Consider the following 19530-nt stretch of genomic DNA (forward strand, 5'->3'; position numbering starts at 1 on the left):
CCCAACGCGGGCGGGCTTGTGGGGCGGGTGGGTGATGGAAACTGCGGATTTCTTGCCGAGCGAAGCGGTGATCGCCGGCCTCAGGAAGGACATCGAGGCCTACGAGGCGCAAAGGGCTTCGGCCTATCGCCGGACGCACTGGCGGGTGCCACTTTTCATCGGATCGGTGGTTGTCTTCGTGGCGCTGGTGGCCTGGCTCTTCAACGCGGTTGCCGACCCCAACGAGCAGTGGTTCTCGACCCCGCATGTGTTCCTCTATATCGGCGGGTTCCTGGCGGCGATCCTGCTCTATCTCCAGGCGATCAGGCCGGCGCGCAAATTGCAGCAGACGTTCCGCAACAGTTTGCTGCCGATCGTCTTCGGCTTCATCCAGGACGTGCGCTATCAGCATGGCGTAACGCCGAACTCCTTCGATCGGCTGCCGCGCGAGACGATTGGCGTGTTCAACCGTTCGTATTTCGAGGACGTCGTCTCCGGTCGGTATGAAGGCTTTGCCTTCGAGCTCTATGAGGTGACGCTGCTGGAGAGGAACGGCAAGACCACATCTCAGGCGTTCAAGGGCGTCATTATCGCGTTCGACACCATTGCGCCGTTCCCGGGAATCTTGGTGGCGGCGCGCCGTGCCAATATGGTGGTCGGTTTCTTCCGAGGCATGTTCGGCAGCAAGACGGAACAACTGTCATGCGGCGTACCCGAACTCGACGCCGCCTACGAGTTCCACACCGACAACATCGAAGCGGCGCGGCCGCTGGTGACCGGCCGGCTGGCGCAGGCGCTCGAATGGCTTGGCGAAACATGGCCGAAGGAACCGGCACGCGTCGCGCTCAACGGCAGCGACGGCTTTCTGCTGCTTCCGCAGACGAAGAACTTCTTCGAACTGCCGGACATCTCTGTGCCGCTCGACTATGCCAAGCATGTTGCGCCGATGATCGCCGACATGGCCACGATCCTGGCGACCGCGGCACTGGTCCGCAAGATCGGCGTGAAGGATGTAGAAGCCGGTTGAACTAGAATTCAGCCGTCAGCAATCGAAGCCATAGTTCTGGCGATAATAGTCGGCGTCTTCCTTCGACATTTTTTTGAAGAGAACGCAGACAGTGAAACTTCCCACCCGGCGGCCGTTCTTCATGTAGCCCCAGTCGGAAATATCGTCCCGGCTGAATTCGATCTCCTGGCCTGCCACGACGTTGTGCACGGTCTGCGGCTCGTTGTCCAAGGTTCCTGCAAATCCGGCCGCCGTCCGGTGGAAGGGAAAGACCCAGAAATGTTCAGTGGCGTCCCCGTCCCTGACCACGACTTTCAATTGGAAGTCGGCCGTTCCGGATGGCGGTGCGTCGGCCAATACCAGGAAGTCGTCGAGGCTGGCACGCGCCTGCTCGATAGCGGCCGCCATCTCCGGATCGTCGCCAGCTACGCTGACGACCTTGTCGTCGCCTTGACCAGGAGTCTGCGCGTCGGCTGATGCCGGAGCAAACGCAAGCAACAGGGCAAGCGCGATACGGGCTGCAAGCTTCATGATGCGACTGCTTTCGACATTTTCGCCAGACAAACCGGATCATCGTTCGCCGAACGTCTGATTGGCAACTGGTTTTTGTCTCCATCAGGCGCTATTCCTGGGGCAGTGGGGTGGGGCTATGGTCGAAGAACGCAAGGGGTTTCGCCTGTCGCGGCGGCTGCTGCTGGGTACGACCGTGGTCGGCGGCGCGATGCTCTGGGGCGGCACGACCGTGGCGCGGCTGGCGCGCGGTCCGTCGGGGCAGAAGAATTCCGGGCGCATCGCCGACATTGACGGAATCGACCTGGCGCAGAAGCCGCTGGAGGGCCCGCCAGCCTACGATCCGGCGCTGCCATGGCTGACCAAGGGCGGCAACATCAACGATGCCAGCGGCCTGTCGATGACACCGGTCTACGGCGTTATCGAAGTCAGCAAGGAAGACCACATCGCGAGCGCGCTGGCCTTTGCCCGCGCCAATGGCCTGAAGGTCTCGGTCGCGGCGGTGCGCCATTCGATGGGCGGCCACGCCTTCGACGACAACGCGCTGGTCCTCGACATGCGTAAATTCAACAAGGTCAGTATCGACCCGGCTGCAAAGACGATGACCTTGCAGCCGGGCGCGCGCTGGCACGACATCCAGAACCTTTTGCACCCGCGCTTCGCGGTGAAGGCGATGCAGTCGACCGACATCTTTTCGGTCGGCGGCTCGCTGTCGGTCAACGCGCATGGCATGGACCACCAGGCCGGCTCGGTCGCCGGTTCGATCCGATCGATGCGGGTGATGCTGGCGGACGGTTCGGTGACGACCTGCTCACCGGCCGAAAATACCGAGCTGTTCCGCCACGTCGTCGGCGGCTACGGCCTGTTCGGCGTGGTGCTGGAGGCGACACTCGACATCGTCGACAACGCCGTCTACCGGACCTCGCGCGAGATCATAAAATCGGACGATTTCCCGACGTTCTTCGCCGAGGTTCTGGAGCCAAACAGGGCGATCGGTCTGTTTTATGGGCATCTGTCGACTGCGCCGGGCAATTTCCTCGAGGATATGATCGTCTACCGCTATGACAAGGTCGCCGACCAGCCGCCGGCCGACCAGCCGGCAATCGGTGAACCGGGTTCGGTCGGGCTCAAGCGGGTGATCATTAACCTGGCGAAATGGGGCAGCCTGTTCCAGGAGCTGAAATGGTTCACCGAAAAGACGCTGGAGCCGCAATTCGAGAGCTGCACGGTGGCGCGGACGACGGCAATGGGCGAGGGCGAGGCCTGCCTCGTCACGCGCAACCATCCGATGCACGATTCAGTGCCCTATCTGTTCAACGATCTGCTCGATGAGACCGACATCCTGCAGAGTATTTCATCCCGCGGGCGGCCTATAACCCGTTCATCGCGGAAGCGCGCGAGATCCTGCGCAACCAGACCCTGCCGGTGCTCAACGCGTCGGTACGCATCGTCCACAAGGAGGATGTGGCGCTGAATTATGCGCCGGGGCCGGCCTATTCGCTGGTGCTCTACATCAATCAGCCGACAAACGCTGACGGCAATGCCAGGATGCGGGCGCTGACAAGGGCGCTGATCGACGTGACGATCAAGCATGGCGGTCGTTTTTTCCTGCCCTACCAGCTCCACTACACAGGCAAGGAGCTGCTTGCCTCCTATCCGGAACTGCCGTCCTTCCTGGCGAAGAAGCTGCAATACGATCCGGGCGAGCTGTTTTCGTCGATTTTTTATCGCGCCGTCAAGGCACTGATCGGCACGGCCTGAAGCGGCGGCTACAAACCGTCAGGCAGCTTCGCCGCCAGCCAGTTCGCCGAACGCCTGGCGATGCCGATCGTTGCCGATGCGGCGCGGCCGAGATCGGTCTTGACCACGGCGTAGCCGGCCTTCGTGCGGTAGAGCACGGCGCGGCCGCCATCGACCGCCGCTTCATAGGCGACCGGCCGGACGGCTTCCGTTTCCGTCGCCGTGGCCTGCGTTCCGACCGCAGCACTGGGCCGATGGCTCAGTTCCGGTGGCAGCGGGTCTGTCGCGGCCGTACTGGCCGTCGTCAATTCAGGCTCGGAAGCGGTCGCAGCGAGCTGCGATGACGAAGACGAGTTCTGTATCCGGCAGATGCCGGAGACCAGCGGATAGTCGAAATTGCGCTCGTGCAGCATCTGGCTTTTCATCGCCGCTTCGCATTCGGCGATGGTCGACCATTTGGCGGGCGTCTCGCCGATATATTCGCAAAGCCTGGCGTCGCAGTCGCAGCCGACGATGGTCATGGTGACAAGGGCGGTCTTGATCACGGTCGTGTCCCTCCGAGTTGCCTGGCACATGTGCGCAAGACAACGTGTCTACGGCATCATCAATCGTTGCGGAACAAGGCGGGATTTGGCCGCGATTGTGGAATGAGCGTGACGGAGCATCACGCAACGTCCTGCCGAGGCCGACTGTGACCGAAAGGCCTCAGTAATCGTAGACATGCTCGAGCCTGGCGCCCGCCGTCATCAGCGCCGGCAGCACGATGTGCAGCTTGCGCACGGCGACGGTCAGGCCGGTGCGGCGCGTCGAAGGTTGCGCCGGAAGCGGGTAGCTGAACAAGGTGCGTGCACCTTCGGGAACATTGATCTCGTCATTGGAAAGCATGGTGACCATGATCTCGTCATTGCCGCCGATCTCGACGAAGGAGACGCCCTTGCCGATCAGGCGCGGGATCATGTCGGTGAACACCTGATAGCGTCTGGTGACGAAGATCGCGCCGTCGGCGCCGAGATCGCGCTCCAGCAAGGTGTCGGGTTCGTTGCGCGTCACCTCGCCGACCGGACCCTTGGCCCAGACATGAATATCGAGCAAGGCGGGATCGGTGGTGGCGGCGAGCGCCGACTTGATCAGATCGGCATAGCCCTGCTTGATCGTGTCGGCGAGGCCGAAAGCGAGCTTGCGTTCGCTGGTGCGGACGGCGCTGTCGTCCGCTGCCGGCTGGACGGCAAACAGGCCGGCACGCTTTTCGGCATAGGGAAACTGGTACCACGGCACCTGGTCGAGAAAACCGGCATAATCGGCCGCCACCTTGGCCTGGTAGATGTCGACGGCGGTGCGCTTGCCGGCTGTCGCTTCGGTGACGCGGCCGATCGTATTTTCATAGGCCCACTGGATGGCGTGCTCGATCGTGTGGCTGGTGCCGATGACCACCAGCATCTGGTGGTTGTCGAGGTTGAACTTGTAGATGGAGCTGGCGCGGATGACCATCGCATAGTCCTGCCAGAAGCGGCCGATATAGGAGAGATAGGGAAAACCGCTCGGCTGGTTCTTGTCGACGAAGCCGGCATATTCGCGGGCGGCGTAGACGATGGCCCATTCCGGATAGGTAAGAAAGGTCGATTCCTCCGGCCGCTGGTAGCCGGGGATCTCGGCACGGATCTTGTCGGCCAGCGCCTTTGGCGGGGCACCCTCGGCGACGCCCGGCAATGGCGTTGTGTCCAGCGACGGCGTCGTGAGAAAGCCGTAGGCCAGCCCGGCGATCGGGATCAACACGACAATGACGACGAGCCAGAGGATCGCCTTGATGATGCGCTTCAGCCAGCGGAACAGGAACATGGCCGGTCAGGCCGTGGCGAAATGGTCGTACACACGTTTCGACAGCCAGAACCCGACGTAGACGGCGAAGCCGCCGATGAAGATGTGCGGCAGGTTGGCGAAGAAGCGGGCCGGGAATTCGATGTCGTTCAGGGAGCGGAAGCCGTTGATGAAGATGCCGCCATCGAGGCAGCCGGAACCGGTGACCAGGCCGAGCACGCCGTCGAACAGATAGACCGAGCCGAACAGCTTGAAATAGAACACCGCCTGGCGGTGCGAGATGAAGGCGGCGGCCAGCGCCCAGACGCCGGAGAAGGCGTGCAGCAAATCGTCGTACCATTGCAGCGAGAACAGGCCGAACAGATTGCCGCCGGCGTCGTTGAAAGCCGGCACATAGCCGATGGCAACAACGCCGAAGAACAGGAAAGCATAGGCAACAGCAAGCTTCTGGATGAGCGTCATGAAATGTCCCCCTGCCGTCAGCCCCTTTAAACGGCCCCCGACGACAAATGGATAGTAGCTGATTTTGGCGCAGCGTGAAGCGTCGCCGGCAAAATCGTCAGGCGGGGCCACAAAGACAGTCGGCGCCGGGATTTCTCCCAGCGCCTCCCTGTCAGATCAGGACACGGTCGCGGCAGCAACTCCCGAAAGATGTCGCACCATGCCGGCCTTGATTTTGACGGTCCTGCCAGTCGCCGCCCGAAGGCAGCGTCCGTTCCGGACCACGCCGGTCTCCACTCTTGCGAGCTTTGCCCAGCGCGCCACCGAAGGTTTTTGCCGTCCTTCATGGCAGCATCGGTCCGCCGTCGGCGTTCGCACGCTTTCCGCGGCCCCGTAGGTCTCGGCGTCCATCCCTCCAACAAGCGAGCCTGTTCTCGTTCAGGGCCGTACGGGCCTCAGGAAATCCGCCGTTCCGCTTTGCCTTTCGGCGTGGCGATCGGTAGCCGCCTGAGATGGGTTTTAACGTACGTCGGATAAGCGTTTGGCGGAACTGCCGCATGCCTGTGGATAGCGGGATTATCGGGGACTGACCCTGCCAAAATAGCGACTTTCCGATCTCTGCCGCCGCCGGTCGGGATTTGCCGCCTCGATGCCGAAGCCGCATTGTCGGGTAATCGACCCTTGCCCCGCAGGCCGGCGCGGGCTTCAATGCCGGCAAATGATTGGAAGGCGTGTTCGATGGCCTTGGGGAGGCAGGCTTGAAGGTCGCGGTGGTTCTCAATCCGATCGCCGGCGGCGGCAGACTCAAGCGGCATTGGCCCGAGGTTGCGGCTTCGCTGAAAAGACATTTCGGTGATTTCGAGCTGCGTGAAACGCAGGCCGAGGGGGATGCCGAACGGCTGGCGCTCGACCTTGCCGCCATCGGCTTCGAGCTGGTGATCGCGGCCGGCGGCGACGGCACCGCCAGCGAAGTCGCCGACGGGCTGCTGAAGGCTTTCCGGGAAAGCGGCCGGACGGCCGAACTCGGGCTGCTGCCTTGCGGCACCGGCATCGACTTTGCCCGCGGGCTCGGCCTGTCGAACAATGTCGATCTGACGCTGAAGCGGATTGCCGAGGCAAAGCCGCGCAAGGTCGATGCCGGCTGCATCAGCTATGTCGACGACCATGGCGCACTGGCCAGCCGCCATTTCATCAACATCGCCAGCCTCGGGCTTTCCGGCGCTACCGACCGTGCCGTCAACGCCGACAGGCGCAAGGGCAAGGTTTCGGCCAAGGCACTGTTCTACTGGCGCACGGTCTGGGAATTCCTCCGCTATCGGTTCCAGGAGGTTGCGATCACCATCGACGACGGTGCCCCGGTTGAGGCGCGCATGGCATTGGTGGCGGTGGCCAACGGCAAATTCTTCGGCGGCGGCATGATGATCGCGCCCGACGCCGAGCTTAACGACGGCGAGTTCGACATCGTCATCCTGCGCGCCGCCGGCAAGCTGAAGCTGATCTGGGACATCCGCCTGCTCTATGGCGGGCGGCACCGCAACCATCCTGCGATCACCATCCTGCGCGGCAAGAAAGTGGTTGTCGAGCCGCTCGGCGGTGTGCAAAAGAACGCCGCGCTGATCGACGTAGACGGCGAATCGCCGGGTCGCATACCAGCGACTTTCGAGATCCTGCCCGGCGCATTGACGCTGAGATATTGAATCAAGGTGTTGAGACTTTGATTCAGTTGACTGCGGCTCTGGTTCCGGCGATCTCTCCAATCGACTGAAATCGATTGATAATCCGGCCAATATCAACTTGCGAGTTTAGCCGGGAAACCGGGTGCGCGCAGGTCGGTGCCGACGGCATCCTCGAGCAGTTTCACGATCATCGTCGACCAGGCGCTGCCGCCATAGGCCTGCTTGCCTTGCCTGAAGATTGCGTCGACGCGCGAGGCAAGCTCGAGCGGAACGCCGAATTTTTCACCCATGCCGAGGGCGAAGCCGAGATCCTTCAACGCCAGGTCCATGGTGAAGCCGATGTCGTAGGAGCCGTTCAGCACCAGCTGGCTTTCGGTCTCATGGACGAAGCTGTTGCCGGAGGAGGCGACGATGGCGTGATAGGACTGGGCAAGGTCGAGCCCGCCCTTTTTGGCCAGCATCAGCGCTTCGCCGGCGGCGACCAGATGGATGAAGGCCAGCATGTTGGTGATGACCTTGATCACCGCCGCCGAGCCGACCGGACCCATCAGGAACGAGCGCGCGCACATCGCCTCGACGGCAGGGCGGTGGCGCGCATAAAGCGCTGCGTCGCCGCCGACCAGCGCGGTGATCTGTCCGACGGCTGCCAGATGCACGCCGCCGGTGACCGGGCATTCGAGCGTCTCGACGCCTCTTGCCGAGGCGAGGGATGCAAGGCGCAAGATCTCGTCTTGGCCATTGGTCGACATCTCGATCCAACTGCCGCCTGCGGGCAGGCCTTCGAGCAATCCGCCGGGGCCGGCCAGCACCGCCTCGCTGACTTTTGGCGAGGGCAGGCAGGTGATGGCATTGCCGGCGCGGCCAGCGGCATCAGCCGGGCTGTTGGCGGCATCGGCACCAAGCATCACCAGCCGCTCGACGGCCGCCTGGTCGCGGTCGAATACGGTGACGGCAAAGCCGTTGTGGATCAGGTTGGCGGCGAGCTGGCCGCCGAGATGGCCAAGACCGACGAAGGCATAGCTCTGACGCGCGCTCACGGCATCAACGGCGCCTGCAGCATCTGCAAATGCAGGTCCTTGCCGGTCCAGGGATGCGCCTCGCAGACGGCTTCGTCGAGTTCGACACCGAGGCCTGGCTCCTTCGACGGGATGACGTTGCCGTCCCGCCATTCGATCTTCTTCTTGAGCAGCTTCGCGTGAAAACCGTCCCACTGCTTCAGCGATTCCAGAATGAGGAAATTGGGCAGCGTCACCGCAAGCTGGATGTTGGCGGCGCCGACGATCGGTCCGCAGTAGCAGTGCGGCGCGACCTGGATGTGGTAGGCTTCGGCCATGGCGGCGATCTTTTTGGTTTCGAGAATGCCGCCGGAGCGGCCAAGGTCGGGCTGAAGAATGGTCGCCGCACGGTTCTCGATGACGCGGGCGAACTCAAATTTGGTTGTTAGCCGCTCGCCGGTGGCAATCGGGATCGAGGTCGCGCGGGCGACCTGCGCCATCACCTCGGGCATGTCGGGCGGCACTGGCTCCTCGAACCACAGCGGATCATAGGGCTCGATGGCGCGGGCGAGGCGCAGCGCACCCGATGCGGTGAACTGGCCGTGCGTGCCGAACAGGATGTCGGCCCTGGTGCCGACCGCCTCGCGGATCGCCTTGACCATACGGGCGGAGAGGTCGATGTCGACGAGGCGCGGCTGGTGGCCGTCGAAGGCGGTGTAGGGGCCGGCTGGGTCGAGCTTGACCGCGTTAAAACCCTGCTCGACATATTCGAGCGCGCAGGCGGCGGCCAGGTCAGGATCATTGTAGACGTTCTTGCCGCGGGCGTCCTCCGAATGGACGCTGCCGCTGTGCGGGTAGAGGTAGGTATAGGAACGCAGCGTTTCGTGTACCTGGCCGCCAAGCAGCTTGTAGACCGGCTTGCCGGCCTCCTTGCCGATAATGTCCCAGCAGGCGATTTCCAGCGCCGAGAAACAGCCCATGCCCGACACGTCGGGCCTCTGGGTGAAGCCGGACGAATAGGCGCGGCGGAAGAAGGTCTCGATATCGTGCGGGTCGCGGCCGATCAGATAACGCTCGGCCATGTCCTCGACCATTTTCGCCGTGACATGGGCCGAGAAGGTGGCGTTGTAGGCCTCGCCATAGCCGACGACGCCGCCATCGGTGGTGAGCTTGACGAAGATGAAATACTTGCCGCCGATGCCGGGCGGCGGATTGCCGACCACCCAGGTCTTGACGTCGGTGATTTTCATTTTTGATCCTCCAGAACCAGTTCGGCGCCCTTCCATCCGGTCATGATCGCGGCGGCGTTGGTGTTGCCGGTTATGTTGTCCGGAAAGATCGAGGCGTCGATGACGCGCAACGCCTGGATGCCGTGTACCTTGAGGCGCGGATCGACGACGGCGTGCGCCGCGTCCGGCCCCATGCGGCAGGTCGAGACCGGGTGATAGACGGTGCCCGAGCGCTTCCTGAAATCCTGAATGAGATCCGCGTCGGAGGTGATCGAGGGACCGGGCAAAACCTCTTCCTCGATGATCTCGGCCATCGCCGGCATCGAGGCGATCTTCCTGACGAATTTCACCGCCGCCAGCATTTCAGCGACGTCCGCCTCGGTCGAAAAGGCATTGGCGACGATTTTGGGATAATCGCGCGGATTGGCGGAACGGATCATGATTTCGCCGCGGCTCGACGGACGGCAATTGGACAGCCCGATGGAAAAGCCCGGCCATGGATCGGGCGTCAGGATCGGGCGTTCGCCGCTCTTCGGAATGACGGTTGAAAACGCCTGGAAATAGAGCTGCATGTTGGGCCGTGCCGTGGCCGGATCGGTGCGAAAGAAGCCGCCGGCATTGTTCATCGACAGCGACAGCGGGCCTGAGCGCAAAAACACGTATTGCATGCCGACCAGCAGCTTGCCCCACCACGGGCGCAGGATCTGGTTGAGCGTCGGCAGCCTGCCCTTGAACGTGTAGTTGATGCCGACATGGTCCTGCAGGTTTGCCCCGACATTCTCGTTGGCGTGAACGACGGGAATGCCGAGCGCGCCAAGAAGCGCCGACGGGCCGACACCGGAAAGCTGGAGAAGTTGAGGCGAATTGACCGAACCGCCCGACAGGATGATCTCGCGGCCGGCGCGGGCGGTTTTCGTCGCGCCATTCTGGAGATATTCGATGCCGACGGCGCGTTTGCCCTCGAACAGGATTTTTGTCGCTAGGGCGTTGATCTCGACGCGGACGTTTTTGCGCTTCATCGCCGGGCGCAGGAAGGCGCGCGCCGCCGACATGCGGCGGCCGTTCCTGGTGGTGATCTGGTAGGCGCCGACGCCTTCCTGCGAGGCGCCGTTGAAATCCGGGTTGAGCGGCAGGCCGGCCTGGTTGGCGGCGGCGAGATAGCGCTTGGTGAGCGGATGGACGGAGGTCGAGCAGTCGGTGACATGCAGCGGCCCGCCGACGCCGCGCCATTGGTCGGCGCCGGCCTGGTTATCCTCCAGCGCCTTGAACGCAGGCAGCAGGTCGTCGAAGCCCCAGCCGGGATTGCCGGCCGCTGCCCAAGCGTCGAAATCCTCACGCGCGCCCCTGATCCAGACCATGGCGTTGATCGAACTCGAGCCGCCGAGCAGCTTGCCGCGCGGCCAGTGGTCGGCATTGCCGGCCAGGCCGGGATCCGGCTCGGCCTTGTAGTTCCAGTTGACCGCCGGGTCGAAGAAGGTCTTGCCGTAGCCGAGCGGCATCTGCACGTAGAAGCGACGGTCGCTGCCGCCGGCCTCGAGCACCAGCACCGAGAAGCGGCCGGAAGCCGACAGTCTCTCGGCCAGGACCGAGCCGGCCGAACCGGAGCCGACGATGATGAAATCATAGGTCTGCATGATGGATGCGGCTGGCTCCGAATTTCAGGCTGCAGCCTAGACGCCGCAAGCCGCCGTCATCACCGGAGCTTCCGGCATCGCTTGTGAAAAAAGCGACTGGCGATACCCGGTTTGGATTTCGGCGTGTTGCCGGAGCTGGTTTGGAAGCTCAGCTATCAGAATCGCATCTGCGCCCATCCGGGTCGAACAAGGCCGCCGCCTCATTGGCTTCTTCCAGCAGGAAGGTGAACACGCTTGAGTAGGAGTTGATCGAACCCAACAGAGGATCATCACTCTCCCAGCGAAAGACCCTCCCGTCCGGATTCATGGCAATTAAATTCCTATTATCCCCGAGTGAACCAATAAAGAGAACATCGTCTGGTGCATTGCCTGGCCGTCTCTGTACATTCGGTTCCAGTATGGAGAAGGGTTGTTGACCCGCCTCCACTAAATTTGTGCGTGACCAGCTGCGTCGCAGCCCATAGACGTTTATATAATTCGCAAACAGACCTATCCCGTTGTGGAGCATGAGAAAGCAACGGAAATTATCTGGGAGTCGACGCGAAATTTCAGACTCCATCTGCCCAATTCCGATGGCGTCAAGCGGCGCATACAGTTGATGCAAATACGCTTCAGGCGCTCGATCAGGAGTATGCCCGATCCACTCTGTTCCATCCGGATATGTCTTCGTCCCGAGGCGTTTCCATTTATCGACTAGGGTTCGGAGCTCTCTGTATGCACGAGCGTCTTCATTGCTTGACCATTCTTCCTGCGAACGCATTGTCCCTAATAGCTCCATTTACCCACTTTTGACGGGTTCTAGGGTCTACCTTGTCAACCTGATCTATCACATCGAAAACAACGGGCGAACATCACAGAGTTGGTAATCACGCCCGACGGTGACTTTCGCGCCTACAACCTAAGGTCGCCAGCCAGTTCGTTCGGCCGGAGACGTGAGACTTGCCAAGCTGCGATCCGCTGCGGAAGTCTAGTCTTGCTGTTGCAATATCGGTGAGCCTCGCTACGGCTTTGATTAATCTGTTTGCGTTCAGTAATGTTCGCCGGTGACAGCGAAGCGGGCGCAATAGCGGCTGGATGGCAACTTTCCACCCATAGCCGAAACTTCAAGCTGCGATCACAGGCGATGATCGGCAATCTGCTTGAAATCATAGCGCATGATCGGGCGGGCCGGCGTTCTGCGAGCGACGACCCTGAACCCGGCGCGCGCGAAGGTGGAGGCATATCCGCTGCCGGAAGCACTCGGCGATACGTCGGCCTCGAAAGGATAGGCTTCGAGCGCAGGCACATTTGCGCGCCTTGCGATTTCCAGAGCCTCTCCAATCAGCTGGGATGTTACGCCTCGCCTGCGGTATCTTTTTCGCACGTAGAGGCAGGACAAAGACCAGACCGGCTTGTCATCCACGCGCTTGAGCTGCCACAGCCGATCGAGCCAGGGCAGGGCATCTCGCGGTGTCACCTGGCACCAGCCGACAGCTGTATCGCCGTCGAAAGCGAGCAAACCCGGAGGCGGACCATGCTGGACGGCCTGCCGGAACGCTGCCTTGTTTTCCTCGCCGGGTCGCTTTCGATAAGAACTGCCGATCCGTCCGTACATACACCAACAGCGACTGCAGACGGCGCTGTCACCGAACAGGTCCTCGAGCGCCGGCCACAGATCGGGCGTTAATGGGCGAAAGCCAAGTGCCATGTCAGCCGTCATCCGCTGTTGATGTTGCTCAGTCTAGCCTGCACTGCGCGCTAGCGCATCATAGGTTGCGGTCCATGCGGGGATGTTCAAACCGGGGTTTCACTCAGCGTCCCTGTCGTGCTCCAGCTCCATCTCAGCGCAGAAAACCAAGCACGGCCTCCATGAACTCGGTGGGGTACTCGACATTCGACAAGTGGACCGCGGGCAGGACAACCAGTTTCGCGCCCGGCACCGTCGCCGCGATCAGCTCGCTATGGCTGGCGGCTGTCACAGTGTCGTGCCGGCCGGCGATCACCAGCGTTGGCCTGGAAATCAGCGCAATGGTTCGGCGAAGGTCCGCATCGCGAACCGCCGCAAACAGACCAGCCAAGCCTTGCCGGTCGATGGCCAGCAGCATAGTGCGAAATTCTTCGATGACGGGTTCGTTGGCCGCCAGCATACGCGCAGGAAACCAGTTGCCCAGGAACATCTCGGCGGTTTCCGACATATCCGGCGCCTGCAGCACGGCGGCAATCCGCTCGTCAAACTGCTTTGCCGGTCCGAGGTAGGATGAGGTGTTGCTCAGGATCAAGCGCTCGATCCGCTCGGGCGCGTGGATGCCGAGCCACTGCCCGACGAAGCCGCCCAACGACAGACCGAGGAAGTGTACGCGTTCAATGCCCAGGGTGTCGAGCAACTCGATCACGTCGCGGCCAAGCCGGTCGAGCGAATAAGCGCCGGCCGGAACGCTCGACCCTCCGTGGCCGCGAAAATCATAGCGCAGAACACGGAAATGGTTCGACAGCTCGCCGACCTGCATGTCCCACATCCGCAGCGTGGTGGCGATGGAATTCGACAGCATCAGCACGGGTTTCCCGGCGTCGCCGTCGATGCGGTAGGCGATGCGTGTGCCATCGCCGACGGTCACGAAATCCAGCTCATTCATGGGTGAATACACCTTCCTTCTTGGAGCGTTGAATGTGGCAAAGCCTAGCTGCGGCGCGCTTTTGATGATATTACAAAGATGGGACCATCTCTGTAATAGAAGCTGACATGGCCGAATTCACCCTGCACGACCTGCAATGCTTCGATGCCGTGGTCCGCTGCGGCGGCTTTCAGCCTGCGGCGGCCATGCTGCATCGCTCGCACCCGGCTGTGTTCGCAGCCGTTGCAAAGCTGGAGCGGCAACTCGACCTCGTTCTTTTGGATCGCAGCGGCTATCGCGTGCGCCCCACCGAGGCAGGGCTGTCGTTCCATCGCAGGGCACAATCGCTGCTGCGCGAGCTCGAGGGCTTGCGGCTTCATGCTGCTCAGCTGTCAATGGGCGAAGAAAGCGAGATCCATGTGGTGATCGGCGACCTTTGCCCGCGTCCGCAGGCATTGGGCATGCTCGGACGGTTCTTCGCCCAGTGTCCGGGCACACGCCTGCATCTGCACTTCGAGGCGGTGGGCGGCCCGTGGGAGCGCCTCTTCGATGACGAAGCCGATTTGATCCTGCACTGGATCGACAAGACCGATCCGCGGGTGGAATGGATCGATCTGTGCAAGGTGCCCTTCGTCCCAGTAGTGGCGTCGGGCTTTCTACCGGAGCGGATCAAGCACCCCATCACGCCGGATCAGATGCACGCGTTCACCCAATGTGTCATGCGCGACACGGCCCGCCATTCACCCCAACAAGACTACTTCATGATCGAGGGTGCGCCGCAATGCATGGTGGCCGACCAGGGGATGAAGAAGGAAATCATCCTGCAGGGCCTCGCGTGGGGCCACATGCCCCGCTTCCTGATCGAGGATGAGCTGCGCGACGGACGCCTGCAATCCGTTGCCGGCCGTCATCTGCCAGGCCGCACCGAGGAGTTGGTGGTGGCGCGCCGCCGCGACCGGCCGCACGGGCCGATCTCGAACCGTCTGTGGGATCATATCGAGCAAGAGGCGCCGACGTTGCGCCGAGCGCTCGAACCCCGGCAACCTGTCCAGTAGGCGGCCAGCCGGGGCTCAGCGAGGCCGTTCGGAGGGCCAACCACCTGCTGCTCTTCACTGACGTAATTCACGCCTCCGCGCTGCAATTTGCGCATCCGGAATGGGCAATCGCCTTCGACGTGGACCAGGAGGCCGCAATCGCCACACGCAAGAAGGTGCTCGACATGGTGTCGGCGGATGGCCTGCTCGTCGCAGGCATGCACCTGCCCTTCAGGAATCGGTCATGTTATTCGCGAGGGCAACGCCTATGCCTACGTCCCGCTCCGCACAGCATCTTTTCAACACTGTCGACCGATAGCCGAACCTCAGGCCGCGACACTGTTCAGTGGCGCGTTGACCTGCCCGTGCCATGACGATACGGGATCGGGACAATCGGCTTCGAGAGGATTGGCCAAATGGTGCATTACGCGGACGGGCGGCCGATCGGCGATCTGACGCTCAGGACGCTGGCCATGCCTTCCGACGCCAATGCGGCAGGCGACATTTTTGGCGGCTGGGTGATGGCGCAGATGGATCTCGCCTGCGGCATCCGCGCCGCCGAGCGCGCCAAGGGCCGCGTGGTGACGGCGGCGGTTAAGGAAATGTCCTTCGCCAAGCCGATGAAGATCGGCGACACGCTGTGCATCTATACGCATGTCGAACGCGTCGGCCGCACCTCGATGACGCTCAAGGTCGAGGCCTGGGCGCAGCGCTATCTCTCCGACCTGATGGAGAAGGTCACCCATGCCGACTTCGTCATGGTGGCGCTGGACGGCGAAGGCAAGCCGAAGGCGGTTCCGGCCGAAGGCTGACCCGGCCTGATTCCAGAAGACGGATTTAAACAGCCGTCTCTCCCGCGCGGGGGATGCGGACAGCGATACCGCGTGGTCTTTGGCTAACGGGTTCCCGCATGCGCGCCTGCAGCGCGACCGACGGGATATTGGGAGGAAAGACAATGCGTCAACACATGCTGAACGCTGCCCTGGCGGGTGCCTTTGCAGCCTTGCTCTGCCTGTCGTCCGCAAGCGCTTTTGCCGAGGTCAAAAAAGGCGATCCAGGCGCCACCTGCACGTCGGAAAACCGCACCATCAACGGGCAAGCGGCCAAGTGCGAGATCTGCTCGGCGACGAAATGCGACACCAGCGGCACGACGGTGAGCAATTGCCGCAAGGAGACGACCACGACCTGCACGATTGGCGGCAGGGTGGTCAGTCCCAACCCGAAATGGAACCGGATCGAGAAGCTGCCGAAGACCAAGATGCAGTTACAGCAGTAGCGCTCATCCGGAGGCTCCCGGGCAGGTTCAAACCTTTGCAGCACAAGGGTTCAGCTGTGCACGGCGTCGAACTTCTCGCGCGCCGCCTTGACGCGCTCGGTGTTCTTGCGTGCCCATTCGCCGAGCGCATCGACCGGCACCAGCAGTTCGTAGCCAAGATCGGTCAATTCGTAGTCGACCCGCGGCGGGATGGTCGGGAACACGGTGCGTGTAACGAAGCCGTCGCGCTCGAGCCCGCGCAAGGTCGTGGTCAGCATCTTTTGCGAAATGCCGCCGACCGCGCTGCGCAACTCGTTGAAACGCAGCGGCCCGTTGCCAAGCTTGCCGACGACGAGCACCGTCCATTTGTCGCCGACGCGCTGCAGGATTTCCGAGATGGCGCGGCAGTCCTCGGTGCGGTGCGGGTGCCTTGGTAACAAAAAAGTGCCTCCTTGCACATTGAGCGGCCAGTTACTCATATAGCTCAGGTATCTAAACGATACCAGTATTCCCGTAAGGAGAGCCCCTCTATGTCAAAACCCAAAATTGCCATCGTCATTGGTTCGACCCGCGCCGCGCGCTTTGCCGACGTCCCGGCCGAATGGATTGCCAAGATCGCCAAGTCGCACGCCGATATCGACGTTGAAGTCGTCGACCTGCGCGATTTCCCGCTGCCGTTCTTCGATGAGGTCGCATCCTCCGCCTGGGCGCCGTCGCAGAACGAAGTGGCGCAGCGCTGGCAAAAGAAGGTCGCCGGATTCGACGGCTTCATCTTCACCGCCGCGGAATACAATCATGGCCCGACGGCCGTGCTGAAGAACGCCATCGACTACGCCGCCAACGAGTGGAACAAGAAGCCGGCCGGCTTCGTTGGCTATGGCAGCGTCGGTGGCGCGCGCGCGGTCGAGCAGCTGAGGTTGCATGCGGTCGAGTTGCAGATGGCGCCGGTGAAGTCCGCCGTACACATCTCCTGGGCCGATTTCCTTGCGGTCAAGCAAGGCGACAAGAAGCTCGACGAGTTCGAGCACCTCAACCAGGCGGCAACCGCGCTGGTCAACGACATTGCATGGTGGGCCAGGGTGCTGAAGACGGCGCGTCAGGCCGATGCCGTCGCCGAGGAAGTCAAGGCGGCCTGAGCACAGGTTCGAACAGTCCTCCCAAGGATTAAGTCTCCCAAGCATTGGGGCGGCGCGTGCGCCGCCCTTTTTGTTCATACGGCATGGGCGTCCTGCGCTTGCCGTGGTCTGATGATGCAATCGGCAAGGCGGTCCATCTCATTCAGCTCGTCGGCGTGATGCTGGCCCCACTGGCAAAGTGCCAGCAGGATCGGCTCGAGGCTGAGGCCGAGCCGCGTCGCCGAATATTCGACGCGCGAAGGTATCTCGGCAAAGATCTCGCGGCGGACGAGACCGTGCTCTTCCATTTCGCGAAGCTGCTGGATCAGCACTTTCTGGGTGATATCGGGCATCAGCGCCTGCAGCGCCGACAGCCGCCGGGGCGCGTCGAAGAGATGGTACAGGATGACCGCCTTCCAGCGGCCCGAAATCACTTTCAGCGCGCGCTCCGCCGGCAGCATCGGCAGTCTCTTGATCGGCTTGGCCATGGTCACCTCCCGGTCAGCAGCGGACAAATTGGTGTGTAGTCGAAGCCAGGCAGATAGTGGCAAACAGCGGCCGATGCCAACAGCGATCGGTGCATGCGATGAGAGCCATTCAACTGAGCCGCTTCGGCGGGCCCGACGTTCTCGACATAGTCACGGTGCCGAAGCCTGAGCCGCAAGCCGGCGAGGTCCTGGTCCGCGTTCATGCGGCCGGGGTGAATTTCTTCGAAGTGCTGATGCGCGCGGATCGCTATGCGGTGACGCCGCAACTGCCGATGATCCCTGGCGTCGAGGCCGCCGGGATCGTGGAGGCGCTTGGGCAGGGGGTGGACGCTTCCTTGCTCGGCACGCGCGTCGCCGCGCCGTTGTTCGCCTCGAGCCGCCCGTTTGGCGGCTATGCCGAGTATGTGACGATCGACGCAAGCCTGGCCGTGCCCTTGCCGGATTCGCTCTCGTTCGAAAACGCGACGGCATTGATGGTGCAAGGACTGACGGCATTGTATCTATCGCGGCAAAGCCCGCCGGCCCGCAGATCGGTGCTGGTCGCCGCTGCCGCGGGCGGCGTCGGTTCGTTGCTCGTCCAGCTTGCCAAGCGCGCCGGCGCGAGCCGTGTCATCGCGGCAGCCGGCAGCAAGGCCAAGCTCGACCTTACTTTGTCGCTGGGAGCCGATGCTGCCGTCAACTACAGCAACACGGATTGGCCGGTGCACGTCCGGGCAGCCACAGACGGCGCCGGCGTTGACATCATCTACGACATTGTCGGCGGCCCGCTGACGGCGGTTGCGCTGGAGGCTCTGGCACCTCGCGGAGAGTTGGTGTTTGCAGCACTCGGCAGATACGCGCTCGGCGCCCCGGAGATGGAGGCGATGATCGGCCGCAACCAGTCGCTGAAGGGTTTTGCCCTGCTGCCGTTGCTGTCTACGGACGGGCTCCGTGACGGCCTTTTGGAGCTGTTCGATCTGGCCGCTGGTGGTCAGCTTGTGGTGACCAAAGGTGGCCGCTTCCCGCTCGACCAGGCCAGCCACGCACATCGCCTGCTGGAGGAGCGCGGCGCGACCGGCAAAGTTGTCTTGATACCTTAGTAGGTGCTCGGCAAGGAGCCGAGGATCCGGGCTTGTGCCGTTCCGGCCGTCAACGAACCCGGTAGAACGGATTAGGCAGCAGGAACAGCTTCTCGGCATGCCCACCGAACAGGTCGGATGGCTGGTCACCGACATTGGCAATTATTGTGTAGCCGGCCTTTTCGATTTCGGCCCTTATGGGTGCCTTGAAATCTGCGGCGGAACCGTATTTGGCCCCAGGCTGGACCATGTAAAGGTGCTCGTAGCCGGCATAGCCGGCCGACTGCAGGTTCTGTTCGGTTGCCTGACGCTGGTCCTCCGGACGTCCGGTGATGAAGAACACCGCGACTTTCGCCGTTCGCGCCTGCCGGAAAACCTCCAGCACCGGGTCGATCGCCGGATCCTTCGCAAGCTGATCCCAGGCGGCCCAGCCACAGGGACCGTCGATTGCGATGTCGCAGGCGCCGCCGATAGGGCGGCCGAAATTGTCACGTGTGATCACTTCCCAGTTGGCCAAAGCCGTCTCGTCGATATCGAGCACCAGTGCGGGGCGAGGCACCTCCATTGCGCGCTTGACGACCCAGTCGCCTGCCTGCTTCGCCACAGCGGCCAGGTCGCGATCATAGTCGCCGGAATCATGATAATTGGCAGCCGCCAGCATCGCATCGCCGACATTGGCCGGCTGGGACGGGCTTGTGAGAAGGAGCGAGTCGGAACGTGCCGGCGCAGGAACATTTGTGCCAATCATCAGCACGATTGCCCCGACACGCGCAATTCTATTCCAGCCAATCGCCCGCATCACGGGACTTTGCGGTCACGAGAAGTCGGCTGTCAAGCGAGGTCTTCCACAGGTAGTGTCTCAGTCGTCTAATCGCGGACCGAAATGCAAGCCCAAATTTGTATTGAGGTGTCGTTTGCCGGGAGCACGGTCGTCTTCGCGGTCGACATGAAGCCGCCGCATGAT

Annotated in this window: 22 protein-coding genes; 9 read left to right on the plus strand and 13 right to left on the minus strand. The window is 62.4% G+C overall.

Annotated elements, in window-relative coordinates:
* The first annotated feature begins 34 nt into the window (after positions 1-34).
* On the plus strand, positions 35-1006 hold the full coding sequence (locus NKI08_RS28615) for a DUF3137 domain-containing protein (protein ID WP_352774283.1): 972 nt from the start codon (positions 35-37) through the stop codon (positions 1004-1006).
* A gap of 15 nt (positions 1007-1021) precedes the next feature.
* Here NKI08_RS28615 and NKI08_RS28620 read toward each other — a convergent pair whose 3' ends face one another.
* A complete protein-coding gene (locus NKI08_RS28620; protein WP_352469768.1) occupies positions 1022-1516 on the minus strand; it encodes a YegJ family protein in 495 nt (164 codons plus the stop codon).
* Positions 1517-1634: 118 nt separating this feature from the next.
* Between NKI08_RS28620 and NKI08_RS28625 the strand changes: the two genes are divergently transcribed.
* Positions 1635-2969: an FAD-binding oxidoreductase gene (locus tag NKI08_RS28625; RefSeq protein ID WP_352774285.1), complete on the plus strand. Its 1335-nt coding sequence runs from the start codon at positions 1635-1637 to the stop codon at positions 2967-2969.
* Positions 2960-3256, plus strand: a complete 297-nt coding sequence (locus tag NKI08_RS28630; protein WP_352774287.1) for a hypothetical protein — start codon at positions 2960-2962, stop codon at positions 3254-3256. The genes NKI08_RS28625 and NKI08_RS28630 overlap by 10 nt, the downstream gene beginning before the upstream one ends.
* An 8-nt stretch (positions 3257-3264) precedes the next feature.
* On the opposite strand, the gene NKI08_RS28635 is transcribed toward NKI08_RS28630, so the two are convergent.
* The 3 genes from NKI08_RS28635 to NKI08_RS28645 form a co-directional block, all read right to left on the minus strand.
* Entirely contained in the window at positions 3265-3780 is a 516-nt protein-coding gene (locus NKI08_RS28635; protein ID WP_352774289.1) for a hypothetical protein, read from the minus strand.
* Between the two features lie 160 nt (positions 3781-3940).
* Complete coding sequence (locus tag NKI08_RS28640; RefSeq protein ID WP_352774291.1) at positions 3941-5071, minus strand: hypothetical protein; 1131 nt, start codon at positions 5069-5071, stop codon at positions 3941-3943.
* A gap of 6 nt (positions 5072-5077) precedes the next feature.
* Positions 5078-5512 carry a hypothetical protein gene (locus NKI08_RS28645; protein ID WP_352690658.1) on the minus strand — a complete coding sequence of 145 codons (435 nt, stop codon included), beginning with the start codon at positions 5510-5512 and terminating at the stop codon, positions 5078-5080.
* Positions 5513-6249: 737 nt separating this feature from the next.
* Between NKI08_RS28645 and NKI08_RS28650 the strand changes: the two genes are divergently transcribed.
* Entirely contained in the window at positions 6250-7188 is a 939-nt protein-coding gene (locus NKI08_RS28650; protein ID WP_352774293.1) for a diacylglycerol/lipid kinase family protein, read from the plus strand.
* Positions 7189-7280: 92 nt separating this feature from the next.
* On the opposite strand, the gene NKI08_RS28655 is transcribed toward NKI08_RS28650, so the two are convergent.
* The 6 genes from NKI08_RS28655 to NKI08_RS28680 form a co-directional block, all read right to left on the minus strand.
* Positions 7281-8204, minus strand: coding sequence for an NAD(P)-dependent oxidoreductase (locus NKI08_RS28655; RefSeq protein WP_352774295.1), 924 nt, complete (start codon positions 8202-8204; stop codon positions 7281-7283).
* Positions 8201-9412, minus strand: coding sequence for a mandelate racemase/muconate lactonizing enzyme family protein (locus NKI08_RS28660; protein WP_352774297.1), 1212 nt, complete (start codon positions 9410-9412; stop codon positions 8201-8203). The genes NKI08_RS28655 and NKI08_RS28660 overlap by 4 nt, the downstream gene beginning before the upstream one ends.
* Positions 9409-11025 carry a GMC family oxidoreductase gene (locus tag NKI08_RS28665; RefSeq protein WP_352774299.1) on the minus strand — a complete coding sequence of 539 codons (1617 nt, stop codon included), beginning with the start codon at positions 11023-11025 and terminating at the stop codon, positions 9409-9411. Before NKI08_RS28665 ends, NKI08_RS28660 begins: the two co-directional genes overlap by 4 nt.
* 148 nt (positions 11026-11173) lie before the next feature.
* Positions 11174-11785 (minus strand): SMI1/KNR4 family protein, encoded by a 612-nt coding sequence (locus NKI08_RS28670; protein WP_352774301.1) that lies wholly within the window; start codon positions 11783-11785, stop codon positions 11174-11176.
* Positions 11786-12139: 354 nt separating this feature from the next.
* The gene (locus NKI08_RS28675; protein WP_352774302.1) at positions 12140-12724 is read right to left on the minus strand and encodes a GNAT family N-acetyltransferase; all 585 of its coding nucleotides are present in this window, start codon (positions 12722-12724) and stop codon (positions 12140-12142) included.
* Positions 12725-12845: 121 nt separating this feature from the next.
* Positions 12846-13637 (minus strand): alpha/beta fold hydrolase, encoded by a 792-nt coding sequence (locus tag NKI08_RS28680; protein WP_352774304.1) that lies wholly within the window; start codon positions 13635-13637, stop codon positions 12846-12848.
* 107 nt (positions 13638-13744) lie between these two features.
* Between NKI08_RS28680 and NKI08_RS28685 the strand changes: the two genes are divergently transcribed.
* From NKI08_RS28685 to NKI08_RS28695, 3 genes are all read left to right on the plus strand, one after another.
* Positions 13745-14671 carry a LysR family transcriptional regulator gene (locus NKI08_RS28685; protein WP_352774306.1) on the plus strand — a complete coding sequence of 309 codons (927 nt, stop codon included), beginning with the start codon at positions 13745-13747 and terminating at the stop codon, positions 14669-14671.
* A gap of 395 nt (positions 14672-15066) precedes the next feature.
* Positions 15067-15462, plus strand: coding sequence for an acyl-CoA thioesterase (locus tag NKI08_RS28690; protein ID WP_023678380.1), 396 nt, complete (start codon positions 15067-15069; stop codon positions 15460-15462).
* Between the two features lie 143 nt (positions 15463-15605).
* Positions 15606-15926 carry a hypothetical protein gene (locus NKI08_RS28695; RefSeq protein ID WP_352541039.1) on the plus strand — a complete coding sequence of 107 codons (321 nt, stop codon included), beginning with the start codon at positions 15606-15608 and terminating at the stop codon, positions 15924-15926.
* A gap of 50 nt (positions 15927-15976) precedes the next feature.
* On the opposite strand, the gene NKI08_RS28700 is transcribed toward NKI08_RS28695, so the two are convergent.
* Positions 15977-16345 (minus strand): winged helix-turn-helix transcriptional regulator, encoded by a 369-nt coding sequence (locus tag NKI08_RS28700; RefSeq protein WP_352774308.1) that lies wholly within the window; start codon positions 16343-16345, stop codon positions 15977-15979.
* Between the two features lie 90 nt (positions 16346-16435).
* Here NKI08_RS28700 and NKI08_RS28705 point away from each other — a divergent pair, with 90 nt between their 5' ends.
* On the plus strand, positions 16436-17041 hold the full coding sequence (locus NKI08_RS28705) for an NADPH-dependent FMN reductase (RefSeq protein WP_352469781.1): 606 nt from the start codon (positions 16436-16438) through the stop codon (positions 17039-17041).
* 74 nt (positions 17042-17115) lie between these two features.
* Here the strand turns inward: NKI08_RS28705 and NKI08_RS28710 are convergent, their stop codons facing one another.
* The gene (locus NKI08_RS28710; RefSeq protein WP_352450464.1) at positions 17116-17508 is read right to left on the minus strand and encodes a winged helix-turn-helix transcriptional regulator; all 393 of its coding nucleotides are present in this window, start codon (positions 17506-17508) and stop codon (positions 17116-17118) included.
* A 98-nt stretch (positions 17509-17606) separates the two neighbouring features.
* On the opposite strand from NKI08_RS28710, the gene NKI08_RS28715 reads away from it, so the two are divergent.
* Positions 17607-18587 (plus strand): quinone oxidoreductase family protein, encoded by a 981-nt coding sequence (locus NKI08_RS28715; protein ID WP_352774310.1) that lies wholly within the window; start codon positions 17607-17609, stop codon positions 18585-18587.
* Between the two features lie 49 nt (positions 18588-18636).
* Here NKI08_RS28715 and NKI08_RS28720 read toward each other — a convergent pair whose 3' ends face one another.
* Complete coding sequence (locus NKI08_RS28720; RefSeq protein WP_352770975.1) at positions 18637-19314, minus strand: HAD family acid phosphatase; 678 nt, start codon at positions 19312-19314, stop codon at positions 18637-18639.
* Between the last annotated feature and the right edge of the window lie 216 nt (positions 19315-19530).

It is taken from the genome of Mesorhizobium sp. M0768, assembly GCF_040320195.1.
Classification (GTDB): Bacteria; Pseudomonadota; Alphaproteobacteria; order Rhizobiales; family Rhizobiaceae; genus Mesorhizobium.